This is a genomic window from Corynebacterium sp. 74A, assembly GCF_008930665.1.
Lineage (GTDB): Bacteria > Actinomycetota > Actinomycetes > Mycobacteriales > Mycobacteriaceae > Corynebacterium > Corynebacterium megadyptis.
Map to the genome: position 1 here is coordinate 25,868 of NZ_PQMG01000004.1, position 17,049 is coordinate 42,916.

General features: G+C 61.2%; 16 protein-coding genes. 8 read left to right on the forward strand and 8 right to left on the reverse strand.

What is annotated here, in order from left to right:
* Positions 1 to 115 precede the first annotated feature (115 nt).
* Positions 116 to 1,222: a peptide chain release factor 2 gene (gene prfB, locus GBB11_RS07110; protein WP_151530433.1), complete on the reverse strand. Its 1,107-nt coding sequence runs from the start codon at positions 1,220 to 1,222 to the stop codon at positions 116 to 118.
* 107 nt (positions 1,223 to 1,329) lie between these two features.
* Here prfB and GBB11_RS07115 point away from each other — a divergent pair, with 107 nt between their 5' ends.
* Positions 1,330 to 2,172, forward strand: a complete 843-nt coding sequence (locus GBB11_RS07115) for an inositol monophosphatase family protein (RefSeq protein WP_151550214.1) — start codon at positions 1,330 to 1,332, stop codon at positions 2,170 to 2,172.
* 34 nt (positions 2,173 to 2,206) lie between these two features.
* Positions 2,207 to 2,992, forward strand: a complete 786-nt coding sequence (gene hisN / locus GBB11_RS07120) for a histidinol-phosphatase (protein ID WP_151550213.1) — start codon at positions 2,207 to 2,209, stop codon at positions 2,990 to 2,992.
* A gap of 96 nt (positions 2,993 to 3,088) precedes the next feature.
* On the opposite strand, the gene GBB11_RS07125 is transcribed toward hisN, so the two are convergent.
* From GBB11_RS07125 to GBB11_RS07150, 6 genes are all read right to left on the reverse strand, one after another.
* The gene (locus GBB11_RS07125) at positions 3,089 to 3,448 is read right to left on the reverse strand and encodes a biotin/lipoyl-containing protein (RefSeq protein ID WP_151550212.1); all 360 of its coding nucleotides are present in this window, start codon (positions 3,446 to 3,448) and stop codon (positions 3,089 to 3,091) included.
* Positions 3,449 to 3,474: 26 nt separating this feature from the next.
* Positions 3,475 to 3,735, reverse strand: a complete 261-nt coding sequence (locus tag GBB11_RS07130) for a hypothetical protein (RefSeq protein WP_151550211.1) — start codon at positions 3,733 to 3,735, stop codon at positions 3,475 to 3,477.
* Positions 3,736 to 3,770: 35 nt separating this feature from the next.
* Positions 3,771 to 5,333, reverse strand: coding sequence for an acyl-CoA carboxylase subunit beta (locus GBB11_RS07135; RefSeq protein WP_151550210.1), 1,563 nt, complete (start codon positions 5,331 to 5,333; stop codon positions 3,771 to 3,773).
* Positions 5,334 to 5,378: 45 nt separating this feature from the next.
* On the reverse strand, positions 5,379 to 6,875 hold the full coding sequence (locus GBB11_RS07140) for a methylmalonyl-CoA carboxytransferase subunit 5S (RefSeq protein ID WP_151550209.1): 1,497 nt from the start codon (positions 6,873 to 6,875) through the stop codon (positions 5,379 to 5,381).
* Positions 6,876 to 7,217: 342 nt separating this feature from the next.
* A complete protein-coding gene (locus tag GBB11_RS07145) occupies positions 7,218 to 7,448 on the reverse strand; it encodes a hypothetical protein (protein ID WP_151550208.1) in 231 nt (76 codons plus the stop codon).
* 804 nt (positions 7,449 to 8,252) lie between these two features.
* Positions 8,253 to 8,855 (reverse strand): nitroreductase family protein, encoded by a 603-nt coding sequence (locus GBB11_RS07150; protein WP_151550207.1) that lies wholly within the window; start codon positions 8,853 to 8,855, stop codon positions 8,253 to 8,255.
* Positions 8,856 to 9,223: 368 nt separating this feature from the next.
* Between GBB11_RS07150 and GBB11_RS07155 the strand changes: the two genes are divergently transcribed.
* The 6 genes from GBB11_RS07155 to GBB11_RS07180 all read left to right on the forward strand — a co-directional run bounded on the left by GBB11_RS07155 (position 9,224) and on the right by GBB11_RS07180 (position 15,964).
* On the forward strand, positions 9,224 to 9,781 hold the full coding sequence (locus GBB11_RS07155; RefSeq protein ID WP_151550206.1) for an MptD family putative ECF transporter S component: 558 nt from the start codon (positions 9,224 to 9,226) through the stop codon (positions 9,779 to 9,781).
* A complete protein-coding gene (locus GBB11_RS07160) occupies positions 9,781 to 10,338 on the forward strand; it encodes an MptD family putative ECF transporter S component (protein WP_151550205.1) in 558 nt (185 codons plus the stop codon). Before GBB11_RS07155 ends, GBB11_RS07160 begins: the two co-directional genes overlap by 1 nt.
* Positions 10,335 to 11,060, forward strand: a complete 726-nt coding sequence (locus tag GBB11_RS07165) for an energy-coupling factor transporter transmembrane component T (RefSeq protein WP_151550204.1) — start codon at positions 10,335 to 10,337, stop codon at positions 11,058 to 11,060. Before GBB11_RS07160 ends, GBB11_RS07165 begins: the two co-directional genes overlap by 4 nt.
* Positions 11,057 to 12,487: an ABC transporter ATP-binding protein gene (locus tag GBB11_RS07170; protein WP_151550203.1), complete on the forward strand. Its 1,431-nt coding sequence runs from the start codon at positions 11,057 to 11,059 to the stop codon at positions 12,485 to 12,487. Before GBB11_RS07165 ends, GBB11_RS07170 begins: the two co-directional genes overlap by 4 nt.
* Complete coding sequence (locus GBB11_RS07175) at positions 12,480 to 14,192, forward strand: ABC transporter ATP-binding protein (protein ID WP_151550202.1); 1,713 nt, start codon at positions 12,480 to 12,482, stop codon at positions 14,190 to 14,192. The genes GBB11_RS07170 and GBB11_RS07175 overlap by 8 nt, the downstream gene beginning before the upstream one ends.
* 86 nt (positions 14,193 to 14,278) lie before the next feature.
* Entirely contained in the window at positions 14,279 to 15,964 is a 1,686-nt protein-coding gene (locus GBB11_RS07180; protein WP_370513551.1) for an ABC transporter ATP-binding protein, read from the forward strand.
* A 183-nt stretch (positions 15,965 to 16,147) separates the two neighbouring features.
* On the opposite strand, the gene GBB11_RS07185 is transcribed toward GBB11_RS07180, so the two are convergent.
* Complete coding sequence (locus GBB11_RS07185) at positions 16,148 to 17,038, reverse strand: CPBP family intramembrane glutamic endopeptidase (RefSeq protein WP_151550201.1); 891 nt, start codon at positions 17,036 to 17,038, stop codon at positions 16,148 to 16,150.
* Positions 17,039 to 17,049 lie beyond the last annotated feature (11 nt).

Sequence of the window (17,049 nt, forward strand, 5' to 3'; positions counted from 1 at the left end):
TTCCCAGCAGTCACATTGAAAACTCTGCTGTTGGCTGGTGTTAAAGTCTGCCCCCACATTCCTGCCGTGCGCTTATCGACGCTCACCTGCGCCGATCCCACGTAGAAAGGCCGAGCTAGTCCTCCTCGGAGTTCTGGGCGATGCGCCAGCGAATGCCGGCCTCGAGGAAGTCATCGATGTCGCCTTCGAGAACCTTGGTGGGATCATTGACCTCGTAGTTCATCCGCAGATCCTTGACCATTTGGTAGGGGTGCAGCACATAGGAGCGCATCTGGTTGCCCCAGGAGGCATTGCCGCCGGCGCCGAGGGCGTCCATCTCATTGCGTTCTTCTTGGCGCTTGCGCTCCAGCAGCTTGGCCTGCAGCACCCGCATGGCCGAGGCCTTGTTTTGGTGCTGCGATTTTTCGTTTTGGCAGCTCACCACCAGCCCGGTGGGCAGGTGGGTCAGGCGCACGGCGGAGTCGGTGGTATTCACGCTCTGCCCGCCGGGTCCGGAGGAACGGAAGACATCCACCCGGATCTCGGAGTCGGGGATGTCGATATGGTCGGTCTTTTCCACCACCGGCAGCACCTCCACCTCGGCGAAAGAGGTTTGGCGGCGGCTTTGATTATCGAAGGGCGAGAGCCGCACCAAACGATGCGCCCCCTGCTCCACCGACAAGGTGCCGTACATGTACTCGCCATGCACCACGAAGGTAGCGGATTTAATGCCGGCCTCCTCCGCATAGGAGATGTCATAGACATCCACCTTGTGGCCCTTCTTCTCCGCCCAGCGGGTATACATGCGCATGAGCATCTCAGCCCAGTCCGCGGCATCCACGCCACCGGCGCCGGAACGGATATTGATCACGGCCTCGCGGGCGTCATACTCACCGGAGAGCATGGTGGTTACTTCCAGCGACTCGATCTCTTTCTGCAGCGCCCGCAGCTCTTCATCGGCCAGATCCTCCGGCTCGCCCTCTTCCTCGGCCAGCTGGTACATAATCGGCAGATCGTCTACCCGCTGGCGCAACTGGGTCAGGCGCTTGAGCTGGGATTGCTTATTGGATAGCTCCGTGGTGACGCTCTGGGCATGCTCAGGATCATCCCAGAGCGAGGGATCGGCGGCCTTCATCTCCAGCTCCCGCACCGCATCACTCAGCCCCACCGGGTCAAGTACCTTCTCCAAGGTGCTCAGGGTGGAATCTAGGCTGGCATGCTGGTGCTGAATCTCGGGGCGCATAGTTGTTCATTCTATGCATATCTCTCAACCGCGCCGAACGCGGGCAGAGCGTGCCACTCCCCCACCTGCGCTCCGTGAGCACACCTGCGCGCGGCAGACAAGGCACAATGGTGGACATGAGTTCTTTAGCTGAGATGATCTCCTCCGTCACTTCTACTTTTGTTGTCGCCCAGCAAGACCGCTCCGATGAGCAGTTGGCGCAGGCACTGGTCTATAACGCCAGCCGGCTAGCGTGGCGGATGCGGGAGGTGGGCATCACCACCGAGCGCAAAACCAGCGTCTCAGATGTAGTCACTGAGGCCGATCGCGCTGCCGAGAGCTTTGTCTCTGATGCGCTCAAGGCGCTGCGCCCCGAGGACGGGGTGCGCGGCGAGGAGGGCAGCTCGCGGGAATCCGACTCCGGCCGCTATTGGGTAATCGACCCCATTGACGGCACCTTCAACTTCTCCCGCGGCTCCGACTATTGGTGCTCCGCCCTGGCGCTGGTCAGCGGCACCCCCGACGAACCCGAGCAGGTGCACTTCGGCGCCGTCCACCGCCCCGATATGGGCTACACCTGGTTTGGCGGCCCCGAGATCCCCACCACCCGCGATGGCAAATCCCTTCCCCCGCTCAGCGACGCCGATATCTCCACCATCCCCCTGGCCACCTACCTCCACCCCACCTATGTGGGCAATGCCGAGGTGGCCGGCGCATGGCAGGCAGTGGCGCAGCTGCCCTCCACCATTCGTATGTGGGGCGCGGGCAGCGTGGACCTAGCCAGCGTGGCCGATGGCACGATGGGGGCATGGATGCAGCATTCGGTGCCCTGCTGGGATTGGCTGCCCGGCCGCGCCCTCGTGGAGGGAAGCGGCGGCGCCACGGCCCAGGTAGAGGCCGGCGGCGTGACGTGGTCTATCGCCGGTAATGCCCAGACCGTGGAGCAGATCCGCGCCGCCCTAGAGTCTTAAAAACCGTTTACTGATATCTCTCAAGGAGCCTGTTGTGCCAACCTATGCCGAGGATCTCGCCCTCGCTCTCGAGCTCGCGGACATCGCCGATAGCATCACCATCGACCGCTTTCACGCCACCGACCTGCAGGTGAAGTCCAAGCCGGATCTCACCCCCGTCTCCGATGCAGACACCGCCTGCGAGGAGGCGCTGCGCGAGCGGCTGGCCATCGATCGCCCCCAAGACAGCATCCTGGGCGAAGAGTTCGGCGGCGATACCACCATGGCTGGTCGGCAGTGGGTGATCGACCCCATCGATGGCACCAAGAATTTCGTCCGCGGCGTACCCGTGTGGTGCACCCTTATTTCTTTGCTTGTCGACGGCGAGCCCGTGGTGGGTGTGGTCTCCGCCCCAGCGCTCACCCGCCGCTGGTGGGCCAGCGCCGGACAGGGCGCATGGGCGCAACCCCACGGCGCCTCGCCACGCCGCATCCAGGTTTCCCAAGTAGCGTCTCTCGCGGATGCGTCCGTGTCCTTTTCCTCGTTGGCTGGCTGGCAGGAGCGCGGCCAGCTGGAGGAGTTTGTGCGCTTGAGCGAGGACACGTGGCGCTTGCGCGGCTATGGAGATTTCTTCTCCTATGCCCTGCTCGCGGAGGGGGCGGTGGACATCGCCCTCGAGCCGGAAGTCTCGCTCTGGGATCTCGCCGCGCTGAGCGTGCTGGTCACCGAAGCCGGCGGCCGCTTCACCTCGGTCGAGGGCGAGGATGGCCCGCATGGCGGCAGCGCCCTAGCCAGCAATGGTCTGCTCCACGATGAGCTACTCAGCCGCTTCTCCCGCTAGGCACTACTCCGATAGAGCACTGCTCCCTGCACCCCTCCTGATGGAGGACGATGCAGGGAGCAGTGCGTGTATGTGGGTGCGCGCGTGGCGGCCGGTTTAGGCCAAGTCGATGAGCGACTGGCCACCTTGGACGGAGTCGCCGGCTTCCACGTTGATGGTGGCCACGGTGCCATCGGCGGGCGCGGTGACCTCGGTTTCCATCTTCATGGCTTCGAGAACCACCAGCACCTGGCCGGCAGTGATTTCCTCGCCCTCGCTGACGAGCACCTTGCTGACCGAGCCGGACAGCGGCGCCACGACGGCATTAGCGGAGACACCCTGCACGGAGGCGGTGGCCGGCTCGGTGGACGGCGAGGAGCTGCCGCCGAACACGATCGGGCCGAGGGTGCGCTTGTCTTCTTCAACCTCAACGTCCACGCTGTAGGCGATGCCGTTGACGGTAACTTTCAGTTTCATGATGCTTATACCTTTAACAACTTGATCTACAGGTGAGTGGAGCGGGTCTGGATGATCTGGCGGCCTTGGTGTGCCCAGGTGCGGTGACGCTGGAAACGCACAGCCTTGACCTTGCCCTTATTGCCCATATAGGCCGACACGGCCGCGCTGATGGCAAAGAGCACATCCTCAGGAATGTCCTGATCCGAGCGAGCCCGGAGCTCCTTGACCTCATCCTCGAGCAGACTCACGCGAGTGTTGAGCTTTTGGATGAGCTGGTAGAGCTCGTCATTGCTTTTCGGTTTCATACTTATTTCTCCCTCGCTGCGTTCTCGGCGGCGGCTTAGGCCGGCCCCAGGCCGTGCTTCTTGAACGGGCGGGTGACGCGCTTATTGCGGAGCATCTCGAGCGCATTGGCGATGACCGCACGGGTATCAGCCGGGTCAATGATGTCATCCACCAGGCCGCGAGAGGCGGCCATGTACGGGGTGGAGAAGGTGCGCTTGTACTCGGCCACCATCTCCTCGCGCTTGGCCTCGGGGTCCTCGGCATTAGCGATCTCCTTGCGGAAGACCACGTTCACCGCGCCCTCGGCACCCATCACAGCGATTTCCGCGGTGGGCCAGGCGAACACGCGGTCTGCGCCCAAGTCCTTTGAGCACATGGCCAAGTGGGCGCCACCATAGGACTTGCGCAGCACCACGGTGACCTTCGGCACCGATGCGGCGGAGTAGGCGTAGAGCATCTTCGCGCCGTGGCGAATGATGCCACCGTGCTCCTGGGCCACGCCGGGCATGAAGCCGGGCACGTCCACGAGGGTGACCAGCGGGATGTTGAAGGCGTTGCAGAAGCGGATGAAGCTGGAGCCCTTATCGGAGGAGTTGATGTCCAGCACACCGGAGACCACATTGGGCTGGTTGGCGATGATGCCGACGGTGCGGCCCACCATGCGGCCAAACCCCACCACCATGTTGCGGGCGAAGCCCTCTTGGACCTCGAGGAAGTCTCCGTGGTCCACGATGCGGGCGATTACCTCGCGCACATCGTAGCCCTTCTTGCCTTCGACGGGGACGATATCGCGCAGCGACTCGTCGGGCTCCACCACGGGGTCGGGATCGACGATCGGCGGCTCTTCGGTGTTGTTCTGCGGCAAGAAGCTCAGCAGTTTCTGCGCGATGAGAATGGCCTGCTCATCATCGTCGGCGACGAAGTGAATATTGCCGGCCTTAGCCATATGGGCATCGGGGCCGCCGAGCTGCTCCGCAGTGACATCCTCACCGGTGACCGACTTGATCACACCGGGGCCGGTGATGAACATATTGGCCTTGCGGGTCTGGATGATGAAGTCCGTCAGGGCCGGCGAGTAGGCGGCGCCACCGGCGCAGGGGCCGGCAATGATGGACACCTGCGGCACGAGGCCGGACAGGGAGACGTTCTCGTAGAAGACCTTGCCGTAGCCGGAGAGGGAATCGATACCCTCCTGCACACGGGCTCCGCCGGAATCGTTGATGAACACGAAAGGCGTCCCCGTCACGCCAGCTTCGCGCATGGTCTGGGCCACCTTATTGGATTGGGTTTCGCCAGCGGAGCCGCCCATGACGGTGAAGTCCTGGGAGGCAACGTGCACCAGGCGATCAAAGACCACGCCGGTACCGGTGACCACACCATCGGCTGGGGCATCGGCCTTATCCATCCCGAAGTGGGTGGTGCGGTGCTTGGCAAACATGCCGGTTTCCTGGAACGTGCCCGGATCCAGCAGCTTTTCTACGCGCTCGCGGGCGGTGAGCTTGCCGCGCTGGTGCTGCTTGCCTAGACGGTCCGCTCCCCCACCTTGAGAGACGCGCTCGCGTTCCTCGGCAAGGTGGTCGAGGCGTTCTTGCATTGTTGGCTCGTGAGTGTCAGCCATTGTCTACTGCTTTCCTCTTCTCGTATGTTTCTACGTGGCCCGCGTTTAGGCGGGCTCCACCTTGACGGTTTCGCTGCGGCCACCCACGGTGACCCGGTAGCTGATGGGTTCCCGCACGGCGTTGGCAGAGCCGGAGGCGGCCTCTGCTTCCTTCTTCATCTGCTCCTCGGTCTTGCCCACGTTCTTCGGGCCCTCATGGCGGGTCTTGAAGAAGCCCGGTGCCACGGACGGGAACAGTGCGTTGGTGAGAACATCCTCGTCGGTGCCGTTGAAGCCATCGAGCTCCTCGGCGGCGCTGGTGAGCTGGTCCCACTCCGGCTCGAGCAGATCGGCCGGACGGCAGGTGATGGGCTCCTTCTTGGTCTGCTCCTCAGCCTGCTTGATCAGCTCGGGGTTACGCTCGCCGATGCACTCGCCGTAGTAACCGAGCATGAGATCGGCAAACTCGGCGGTAAGTACCTTGTAGCGACCCATGAGCACGTTGAAAACGGCCTGGGTACCGACGATCTGAGAGGAGGGAGTGACCAGCGGCGGGAAGCCGGCGTCCTTGCGCACGCGCGGCACTTCCTCCATCACCTCATCAATGCGGTCGCCCGCACCCTGGGCGGTGAGCTGGGACTCCATGTTGGAGAGCATGCCGCCGGGGATCTGAGAGAGGAAGATGTTGGTGTCCACCAGAGTCTTGGACTCGAACTCTTTGTACTTCGGGCGCACCTTCTTGAAGTGGTCACGGATAGTAATGAGCTTGTCCATGTCCAGATCGGTCTCGTAGTTGGTGCCCTCGAGCATCTCGACGAGAGACTCGGTGGGGTTGTGGCCTGGGCCGAGAGACATCGAGGAAATGGCGGTGTCCACGACATCGGCGCCGGCCTCAATGGCCTTCATCAGGGTGACCATGGTGACACCCGTGGTGGAGTGGCAGTGCACGTTGATCTGTGTGTCCTCGCCGTAGGTCTCCTTGATACCGCGGATGATGTCATAGGCCGGCTGGGGCTTGAGGAGAGCGGCCATATCCTTCAGCGCAATGGAATCAGCACCCATGTCCAGCAGCCGACCAGCCTGCTTAATGTAGCCCTCCACGTCATGCAGCGGGGACACGGTGTAGCAGATGGTGCCCTGGGCGTGCTTGTCCACGTTCTTCACGGCCTGCATGGCGTGCTCGAGGTTGCGCGGGTCATTCAACGCATCGAAGACGCGGAAGACATCCATGCCATTTTCTGCGGACTTCTCCACGAACTTATCCACCACGGTGTCCTCGTAGTGACGGTAGCCGAGGAGGTTCTGTCCGCGCAGCAGCATCTGCAGGCGCGAGTTTGGCAGCAGCTTGCGGAAGGTGCGCAGGCGCTCCCACGGGTCTTCGTTCAGGAATCGAATGCAGGCGTCATAGGTTGCGCCGCCCCAGCACTCCACGCTCCAGAAGCCTGCCTGGTCCATCTCCTCGCAGACATCGACCATGTCCTCCATGGCCAATCGAGTTGCAAACAGGCTTTGGTGCGCGTCGCGGAAAGCGACTTCGGTTACGCCGATCTTATGTGGGCTCATACTGCTTCAGCCTAGTGGGATTAACCCCCCAGTGCAGATCAGAGCCCACGGACAATCGGACACGATAACGCAAGAAAACCACATTGAAATAGGGGAGATTGCCTGCAATACCCCCACCCCCACCCCAGTCGTGAGCAAAACACAGCTAACTCCACAAAACCGGACATTCATCCCATGTCTTTGAATACATGAGCACCCCCACAGACACCCGTCTATATGTGAGCAATCTCCCACCCTTAAACAACGTTCAGGCTACTATAGCGTAGGTCCAGTCCCCACAGACAAAACAAACCCCGGCCCGCGCTCACACGCGGACCGGGGAATGTAAAAGCTCAAGAAGCCTTATTCGCCGCCGGCAAAGTTGAAGTTACCGAGGCTGATCAGCTCGTCAGAGCCCCAGTCGGAGGAGAAGGTCTGGCCATTGAACCACTCGCTGGAGAACTGCCCCTGGGAGAAGTCAACCTCCTCAGGAACAAAGTTCGGAGCAAAGGTAGGCAGAGAGCTACCCGCCTCGACATACAGGTCCTTGATCGGGCCCTCAACGATTTCCTGGATCTGAAGAACGAAAGACATAACACCGTCTCCTCTTGTCGTAGCCACCGCGTGACTGCTGTTTACGTACACACCAAACCCTAAGAGACAGACAAACCGATTGCAATAACTTTCCCAACGTTAACCACCAGTTCATCTCAGTTTTCTTCGAGTAGGAATCTAGTTTTTCTAGGAAATATTTTAAGGATCCTCCAGCTAAAGCGAGGATTTCCGGCGCAGCAGCGCCAGCCGTCCGCCGCCACACCACTCCAGCGAGTCGAGATAGGGCCACCTGAGAAACTACCCCCTTTCACTACCCCCACACCCCTAAAGTTCACTCTGAAACCTCCTTTGGAGTCGCCCATAGCTCCGCCAAGCGCCATCTTTGGCGCCCACTCAATGAATCACTCCCTTCCCCTACGAGCGACTGGTGGCGCTTATATCACGCCCCTTAGCTGCAGGTTCCTACCTATAAGTCACTAGATATTCGAGGCGCACTTTGTTGTCTTGTCCCCTATCGCGGCGAGAAAGGGTTACCTCAGATTCAGTGTTAGCCTCGCTGCGGATTTTTTTCGGACACATTCGCAACCGCTGATATCTGAACCCTTCCTCCGGCCCTGCGAGACGATGCCCAAGCAGCGCGCAGCGCAGGGCCCGCCCGAGAAAACACCATTCGACACCCGCAGCACGTAGCCACCACTGCGAAGAGTTCACGCAGGTGCTGAGAATTACAAACACCGCCCTCTCTAGCGAAATACGTGACGCTAGAGAGAGCGGCAATGAAAAATAACTGTGCGCTTTAACCGAGAAATTCACTAGGGAGCTCGCCGCTCCCCCCAGCGCGCGCTAGCGGGCGTAGCTATTGTCCACTCGCCGGTCCGCCTTGCGCCCAGGATGGGCCGGCACCTCGGCCTGCGGATCCGGGTATCCCATCGCCACGATCACCGCAACGCTGCGATCCTCTCGCCCACCAAGGCCGATGATCTCCTTGACCGCCTCATCGCTCCAGCCGGTGGTGGGGTTGGTGGCCAGCCCTTCCGCCTGTGCCGCCAGCAAGGCGGTGCCGGCCGCGAGGGTGGCGTCGATAATCGCAGCTTGTCGACGCTGCCCCGCCGATTGTTGTTGCTTGTAGCCGCGAACATAGTCCGCCTTTGCGCCGAGGATTTCCTCGGCATCCTCTGGCCACATCTCCGTGCGGCCCACGAAGATGAGCACCGCCGGGGCATCCGCAAATTGTTGCTGGCCAGAGGAATCCGTGAGCGCCTGACGCAGCTCGGGGTCAGTAACAACCACAACATCACGCAACTGCAGGTTGAACGCACTCGGTGCTTCGAGCGCCGAGTAAACAACCCGATCCAGCACCGCATCAGGGATTGTGGTGTCCGCATAAGCGCGAACGGTGCGGCGTTGTGCAATCAAATTGTGAACGAGAGAAGACGTGTTATCCATGCCCCCTACAACAGTGAGAATCAGCTGCTATTCCACGCCCTCGCCGTGTACACGGGACCGGGGTGGGGTCCTTCCGGGCCGCGCACCCGCGGCGCGACACACTCTCCCTCCACTGTCCCGAGCCCCCGTTATAGGGACTCATCCAACCCATAAACGCCCACGCACTCGCGGCGCGCACCACGCCATGAACACAGCATCCTCCCTGCTCACCGCCTAGGACGCGCCACACGCACACCCCACCACGCGCCCGGATTCACCAGAGATTCCCACACCCCCACCACCAGGACTCAAGCAAGGCTTGACACCCCCCTACGAAGAGCAACAATAGTTAGGGTAGGTTCCACTAACTCGCTACTAAGGTAGGACTCGTGAAGTTCACAACCCGTGATTTCATCAACGTCGGCATCTTCTCCGCCCTCTACTTCGTCGTCGTCTTCGCCATCGGCATGGTGGGCCTTTTCGGCCCCGCATTCATGTTCGTCGGCTGGACCCTCTCCATCCTCATCGATGGCGCGGTTATCGCCCTCTACTCCACCCGCGTCCCGAAGGTGGGCGCACTGGCCCTACTCGGCCTCATCAATGCCCTCCTTTTCATCGCCACCGGCCACTGGTGGGGCATCGCAGTAGTCATGGTGCTACTCGGCCTCGCCGCCGACCTCCTCAAGAACAAAAACTTCCCACTCGCCTACGCCGTCTTCACCCTGTGGTTCATCAGCCCCCTCGTGCCCGCCATCGTCAACGCCGACACCTACTACGCCGAACTCACCGAACAGATGGGCGCCGAATACACCGAGCACATGCGTGAACTATTTACCAACTGGGTCGTAGCCATCTGGTTCATCATGCTCTTCATCCTCGGCTACGCCGGCGGACTGCTCGGCAAGAAACTCAATAAGCGCAACTTCCAACGAGCAGGACTCGCCTAATGACCACCAGAGACTTCATCAACGTCGGCGTATTCACCGCGTTGTATATCGCGGTCGTCATGCTCACCGGCATGGTCGAATTAGCAGGCCCGGCCTTCATGTTCGTCGGCATCCTCATTGGCATTCTGGCCAACGGTGTGGTTGTGGCTCTCTACGCCTCGCGCGTCCCGAAATTCGGTGCACTGACCCTGCTGGCGCTCATCACCAGTATCCTTTTCGTCGCATTCGGTAACTGGTGGGCCATGCTCATCCTCGCCCCGCTGCTGGGCCTCGCCGCCGATGCAATCCTCAAGGCCATGAAGAATTTCCCCCTGGCCTACGGCGTGTTCAGCATCTGGCTGGTCATCGGCTGGCTACCCGTCATCTTCAACAGCGACGAATTCTGGGCTGATGTCGCAGAGCGGATGAACCCGGAGTACGCCGACTCCATCTCCGCTGTGCTCAACGGCCCCGTGCTACTCATCTGGGCTATCGGCATGTTCATCGTCGGTGTCCTCGGTGGCTTACTTGGGCAGCGCCTGAGCCACCGTAATTTCCAGCGCGCTGGTCTGGCATGACACCCATCCCCGAACCGCGTCCGCTGTCTCGCCCCGACCCCCGAACGGTGCTGCTGACGCTCATCACGATCAACGCACTGGCGCTGGGGGCGACGACGAGAACAGTAGAGATCGCCGCCGCAATCATCGTGTTTACGGCACTGGCGACACTGCGGCGACCGACACCCTTCTTCGGGTTCCTCATCTTCTGGCTCTTCTTCGTGTTCGGCTACGAGCTCATCATCAACGCCGGCGCCTCAACCACCCTGGCGCTGCTCTCCGGTATCGGATACTGGTTATCGCGGTTTGGGTTGGTCATCGCCGCCGCCTACTGGGCTGTCTCTTCTATCCGCCCCACCGAGCTCATCGATGCGCTCAAGCGGCTACACGCACCGAATTTCTTGGTGGTGCCGCTGGCGGTGGTCTTTCGCATGTTCCCCGTTATCGCCACCGAGGCGCGCGCCGTCGTCGATGCGATGACGCTGCGCGGCATCCGCCCCACCGGCTGGTCCATGATGGCCCACCCCCTACGCACCGCTGAACTTATTGTCATCCCCCTGCTGACCACTGTGGTCCGCGCCGGCGATGAGCTCGCGGCCGCGGCCATGATTCGTGGCCTCGGCGGGCCGCGCAAGCCGACCTCCATCATGCAACCGCGCTTCCGCCCCGTCGACGCTGTCCTCATCGTCGCCGTTATTGCCCTCATCGTCCTTGCTCAAAGCGATTGGGAGCTGCCGCTATGACTATCAGCGTCGCGGACGTTCATTTCCGCTACACCTTCGGCACCAACGGTGAACTCACCGAGCATGGCCTGAGCGATATCACCTTCAGCGCCGAAGCTGGCACGCTCACAGTGCTATGCGGGGCCTCTGGTTCGGGAAAAACCACCGGGTTACGCCTTCTTAATGGGCTGGTACCCAATTTCCATCTCGGCACACTCACCGGCACGGTCACGGTGGGTGGTACCGATGTCCCCAACCAGCCGCTGCACGATGCGCTGCTCACCTCCGCCACGGTGTTTCAGAATCCCCGCACCCAGTTCTTCACCGACGAGGTCACCAGCGAGCTGGCCTTCGGCAATGAAAACCTCGGGATTCCGGCCGAGGACACCATCGCCCGCATTCGCACGGCGGCGAAAGAAACCAATACAGAGCACCTCATCGGCTGTAAACTCAACGAACTGTCTGGCGGTCAAACTCAGCGAGTTGCCTGCGCCGCCGCAATCGCCAGCCACGCACCGGTACTTCTTTTCGACGAACCCTCATCCAATCTCTCCCCGGATGCCATCGACGATTTGCACGATATCCTCGCCCACCAAAAAGCCGCTGGGCGCACCATCGTCGTCGCTGAGCACCGCCTCTACTTCCTCCGCGACCTCGCGGACCAGGTGCTCTATTTCCGCGATGGCCGGCTGGCACACCGCTTCACCGGCGCAGAGTTCTTTGCGCTTTCCGACGCTCAGCGCCGCGAATTGGGGCTGCGCCGGATCGCCCCACCGGAGGGCACGCATCCCCCAGCGCCACCGAAGGGCAGCACTGGCCTGCAGCTGGAGAATATCCGCTTCAGTTATCTCTCGAAGCAGATTCTCGATATCCCTGAGGCATCCTTCCCAGCCGGCGCTATCACCGCCCTGACTGGGCCAAATGGCTGCGGTAAAACCACGCTGGCGCGCCTATTGTGCGGCCTGAGTTCGCCGGCGCGCGGCGGCACCATCAGCATCAACGGCACCCCCATGCGCAGTGGCGCCCGCACCAAGGCCAGCTACATCGTCATGCAGGACGTGAGCCGTCAGCTCTTCGCCGCGGCCGTGGAGGACGAGATCACCCTCGGCCACACCGCCAATGAGCGTGAGGCTATCGACGTCGCCACGCTTCTCGCCCAGCTCGATCTCGACGGGTTGGAGGATCGCCACCCCCAGTCGCTCTCCGGCGGGCAGCGGCAGCGCCTCGTCATTGCCTCAGCAATGGCCCAGAACAAACAGGTACACATCCTCGATGAGCCCACCTCGGGTGTCGGCCAGGCTCATCTGGTCGCTATCGCTGAGCGGATGCGGCAGCTTGCCGACGCTGGTGCGGTGGTCATCGTTATCACCCACGACGAGGAACTTATCGAGGAGTGCGCGGATTACGTCGTTCACCTTCCAGATATCAACAGGAAGACACATGGATAATAAATATCAGGCGGGAAAAGCCGCTCTCAACGAATTCCTCTCCCCGATCCAGAAGCAGATCTGGATTGCCCGGATTCTCTCAGCACTATCCGCAATACTGCGGGTCGCGCCCTATGTCGCACTGGTCCGGCTCGGCGAGGAGCTTCTTTCACCTACTACCGACCCCGACCGGGTGCGTACCATCGTCTACTTCTTGATCGGCACGTTCATTCTGCAGATCCTGCTGTTCACCTTGGGGTTGGCGGTCACCCACTTCGCGGATCTTAAGCTCAACCGAATTCTGCGCGACCGCATCATTGAACACATTTCGCACGCCCCACTGGCGTGGTTCAGCGATAAAAACTCTGGCCGAGTACGCAAGGCCGTGCAGGACGATGTCAAAACCTTGCACATGCTCGTCGCACATGCCCCCGCGGAAAGCACCGCAGCTGTTATCGCCCCCATCGCACTGGTCGTTTATGCCTTTATCGTCGATTGGCGGTTGGGGTTGCTGTCTATCGCGACGCTGCCGATCTACATCGCGGTACAAGCCTGGATGATGTCGTCCATGGGAGAAAAGACCGCCCGTATGGACGACCACCTCGGCAATGTCTCGGCGACTGCCACCGAATTCGCCGATGGCATCGCCGTGGTGAAAACCTTCGGCAGGGTCGGCCAGGCGCACCGCCGCTACCGGGATGCCGCCAACACCTTCAGCAAGTTTTATCTCGACTGGGTGGGGCCGATGCTGCGCATCTCCGGCTTGGCTGAGTCCACGATCAGTGTGTCGGTGCTCGTGTTGATCAACCTCGGCGGTGGCGCTTGGCTGGTTTCCCAGGGCTACGTCAATCCGGCCGATGTGATTGCGACCAGCCTTATCGCCCTGATGGTTCCTTTGGCCATCACCACGATGGGCACCTCCATGTGGGCCTATCAGATGGCAGGCAACGCCGCGCTACGCGTCAAGGACGTGTTAAACAGTCCCTCTCTGACTCCGCCAGACGAGCCGGAACATCCGCGCGATAACACCGTGGAGTTCCACAACGTCTCCTTCTCTTATGGCGAGAATACGGCGCTTTCCGACGTCTCCCTGACGCTGACCCCAAGCACTGTCACTGCGCTCATCGGCCCGTCGGGCTCCGGTAAGTCAACGCTGGCCACAATGGTGGCACGCTTCCAAGATCCCACCTCTGGCACGGTGACAATTGGTGGTGCAGACGTACGGAATATTCCTACCGCAGAGCTCTATGAGCGCGTGTCCTTCGTGCTCCAAGACCCGCAATTGCCGGAGATGTCCGTGCGCGACAATATCGCTCTCGCCTGCCCCGATGCCTCCCTCGAGGATGTCTGGCAGGCCGCTGCTGACGCCCAGATTGCCGAGGATATTCGCTCCCTGCCTTTGGGCTTGGACACCATCACCACTGATCTTTCTGGCGGCCAGCGCCAGCGCATTGCCATCGCGCGGGCATTGCTTGCCGACGCCCCGATCCTCGTTTTGGACGAGGCGACAGCAGCAACAGACACCGACTGCGAAGCGGAGATTCAAGCAGCATTGAACCGGCTCGTCGTCGGCCGCACTGTATTGGTTATCGCACATAAGCCGGAGTCGGTTGTCGGAGCCGATATGGTGGTGCACCTTGTCGGCGGCCGTATCCACACCATCCTTCGCGGCGCGGATGTCACTACCGACGCCGTCACCGAACTCATGCAAGGAGCAGTCTCGTGAGCGTCTCCGTTATCCGCAGCCCTCTCCTCATCGGACCAATCCGCCGCCTCCTCACCGACCGTGGTCGGTCCCAGAACATCCGCCACATGGCCCTCACCACCGCGATGGGCGTGGTCGATGGTCTCGCCATGCTGGCGCTGCTGCCTACGGCAATGACGATGGCCGTCGGCGGCACGAGTTGGGGCTTCGACCTCACCGCGTGGTTATTCATCCTGGCGGGCCTTGCACTCATCAGCGCGGTACTGCGCTATCGATCGGCCATCGTGGGCTATGACGTCGCCCTCGATTTGATTACGAGCCTGCACCACCGCCTCGGCGACCGCTTAGCTGCCTTGCCGCTTGGCTGGTTCCGCCCGGAGCGCACCGGCGGGCTATCCCAGCTGGTCACCGATGGATTCATGTCCATTGGCCAAACACTGGCACACATGATGGCCACCATCTTAAGCAATGCTGCAACGATGCTCGTCATCGTCATCGGCGCATGGTTCTGGGACCCCACATTAGGGCTGGCCCTCACCGCCTTCATCCCCGTGGTCCTCCTCGTCAATGGGCTAGCCCAGTGGCTAAAAGCGAAGTCCACGGCCAATGTCGTGCCGAAGACACGCGAGGTATCCCACCGCATTGTGGAATTTTCTGCCTGCCAGCCCGCATTGCGCGCGGCGGGCCGATCGAGTGAATTCGCCCCGCTGCGTCAGGCCACCGAAGCCGAAGACAAGGCCCGGCTGCGGGATTTGTGGATGTCACTGGTGCCGATTGCGCTGGCAGGAGGTGTCGTGCAGATGGTCCTGGTGGTGATGATCTCAGCGACCGCGAGCCTCGCGATCAACGACACCCTAGGCCCATTGCAGACCATTGCCATTATCGGCCTTACCCTGCGATACAGCCAGGTACTCAATGCGCTGATGGACACGCTCATCGGTATGGACATGGCGCGAGCACCATTGGATCAAGCAATGGAGATTCTCGATGCCGAGGTTCTCTCTGAGCCATCCGCAGAAGCCGAGCTCCCCTCCCCCGGGGAGATCGAGTTCGACAACGTCAGTTTTGGCTACGACGCCGAGAGCCCGGTCATCCACGACGTGTCCTTTAACGTCCCGCCGCGCACCATGGTGGCCCTAGTGGGGCCTTCGGGTTCTGGTAAAACCACTGTTGCCCGACTGATCTCTCGCTTCTGGGATGTTGATTCCGGTGCCGTTCGCGTCGGTGGCGTCGATGTTCGTGAACAAACCGTGGAACAACTCATGCGACAGATCTCCATGGTGTTCCAGGACGTCTACCTCTTCGATGACACCCTGATGGAAAATATCCGGGTTGGCCGGGAAGGAGCGAGCGACGATGAGGTGAAACAAGCAGCTGCTCTCACTGGGGTGACATCTATCGCCGAGCGACTGCCCGATGGGTGGAATGCTCGCGTCGGTGAGGGCGGCCGGTCCCTCTCCGGCGGCGAACGGCAACGGGTATCCGTCGCCCGCGCCCTGCTCAAGAAAGCACCCATCGTGCTTCTCGACGAAGCAACCAGCGCCCTAGACGCAGAAAACGAAGCCAACATTGTTGCCAGCGTCGACAAGCTCCGCGACGAAGCAACAGTACTCGTCATCGCACACAAACTCGACACCGTACGCGAAGCAGACCACATCATCGTACTCAGCGACGACGGCCACATAGCCGAACACGGCACCCACGCCGAACTCTACGCCGCTAACGGCCCCTACCGCCGCTTCTGGAACCGCCGCGAAGCAGCCTCCGGCTGGAGCATCACCACTCAAAGCTAAACAGCGCCCAGTGCGTTCCCCACGTGGGGGCGCACTGGGCACTCCAGTTCTCGGCATTCTCGACACACCAGTGCCCCGCGGCGCGGGATGAACCACAGCAGCTTCGCGGACGAGATGGCCTCTTAGAGCGTCCGAGAGGCGATGTCCCTGCTGTGCGCACTATCGAGGCTGATCAGGGGTTGTTTAGCGCACCCGCTTGGACACCACTGCGGTGGTGTCCTTTTTCTTTGTCTTTATGCACCACGCAATGATCGCGATGCCGAGGATCGTCGTAAGCACCGAGCCCTCGAGGCCGAACTCACCGCCGTTGAGCAGTGCACTGCCGCTAGGAGCCGAGGACAAGATGGAACCGGGTAGGACATTGCCGGAAACGTGCGAGCCGTAGAGCATGGCGAGCACGAAGTTCCAGCCGCTGTGCCAGCCTGCGACGAACCAGGCGTTACCTGTGCGCCAGTACATCGTGCCGAATACGACGCCGTAGAGCACCAAGTTCACCAGACCGAAGATGGTCAGGTTCGGGTTGTTTAAGTGGATGAATGCGAAAAGGATCGACGAGAGACCGATGGCGCCTGCCACGGTGAGCCGCGCGGCATAGGCGGGGATGATAAAGAAACGAAAGAGCAGTTCCTCGAAGAATCCTTGGAACGCGAAGAAGACAGCCGCGAGCAGAAGAATCCACAGCTCGCTCGCCTTCATGGTGAACGTGACGTCGAGGGCCCCGACGATCACGTTGAGCAGGTAGACGATGGTCACCGCGGCGAAGCCGAAACCGGCACCCGTGATCCAGGTGCCGAAGCGGTTCTCTCGGACCATGCCCAGATCGGGTAACCGCAACCGAAACACCTTGGTGAACAGCAGGAGGCACAGGAGGACAGCCAGCATGCGCCCGAGGGTGGAGCCTATGTTGATCGAGGACATCGCAGCTAAGGAGGAGACACTGGCAAAAAGATCACCCATGATCCCGACGAGGATGTCGCTACAGAACACCAAGACCAGGACGAGAATCGTGGGAACAATGACACTGATGATGAGGTTCCGTGTGCGCCACGGGGCTACGTGTTCATCGAAATCCACCGCCGGTATGA

Excerpts from the sequence above, each read along its gene's own strand:
- GBB11_RS07125 (WP_151550212.1), bottom strand. The coding sequence starts at position 3,448 with ATGAAACTGAAAGTTACCGTCAACGGCATCGCCTACAGCGTGGACGTT.
- GBB11_RS07145 (WP_151550208.1), bottom strand. The coding sequence starts at position 7,448 with ATGTCTTTCGTTCTTCAGATCCAGGAAATCGTTGAGGGCCCGATCAAG.
- GBB11_RS07180 (WP_370513551.1), top strand. The coding sequence starts at position 14,279 with ATGGCCCTCACCACCGCGATGGGCGTGGTCGATGGTCTCGCCATGCTG.
- GBB11_RS07115 (WP_151550214.1), top strand. The coding sequence starts at position 1,330 with ATGGTGGACATGAGTTCTTTAGCTGAGATGATCTCCTCCGTCACTTCT.
- GBB11_RS07140 (WP_151550209.1), bottom strand. The coding sequence starts at position 6,875 with ATGAGCCCACATAAGATCGGCGTAACCGAAGTCGCTTTCCGCGACGCG.
- GBB11_RS07135 (WP_151550210.1), bottom strand. The coding sequence starts at position 5,333 with ATGGCTGACACTCACGAGCCAACAATGCAAGAACGCCTCGACCACCTT.
- GBB11_RS07160 (WP_151550205.1), top strand. The coding sequence starts at position 9,781 with ATGACCACCAGAGACTTCATCAACGTCGGCGTATTCACCGCGTTGTAT.
- GBB11_RS07150 (WP_151550207.1), bottom strand. The coding sequence starts at position 8,855 with ATGGATAACACGTCTTCTCTCGTTCACAATTTGATTGCACAACGCCGC.
- GBB11_RS07130 (WP_151550211.1), bottom strand. The coding sequence starts at position 3,735 with ATGAAACCGAAAAGCAATGACGAGCTCTACCAGCTCATCCAAAAGCTC.
- GBB11_RS07165 (WP_151550204.1), top strand. The coding sequence starts at position 10,335 with ATGACACCCATCCCCGAACCGCGTCCGCTGTCTCGCCCCGACCCCCGA.
- GBB11_RS07175 (WP_151550202.1), top strand. The coding sequence starts at position 12,480 with ATGGATAATAAATATCAGGCGGGAAAAGCCGCTCTCAACGAATTCCTC.
- prfB (WP_151530433.1), bottom strand. The coding sequence starts at position 1,222 with ATGCGCCCCGAGATTCAGCACCAGCATGCCAGCCTAGATTCCACCCTG.
- GBB11_RS07170 (WP_151550203.1), top strand. The coding sequence starts at position 11,057 with ATGACTATCAGCGTCGCGGACGTTCATTTCCGCTACACCTTCGGCACC.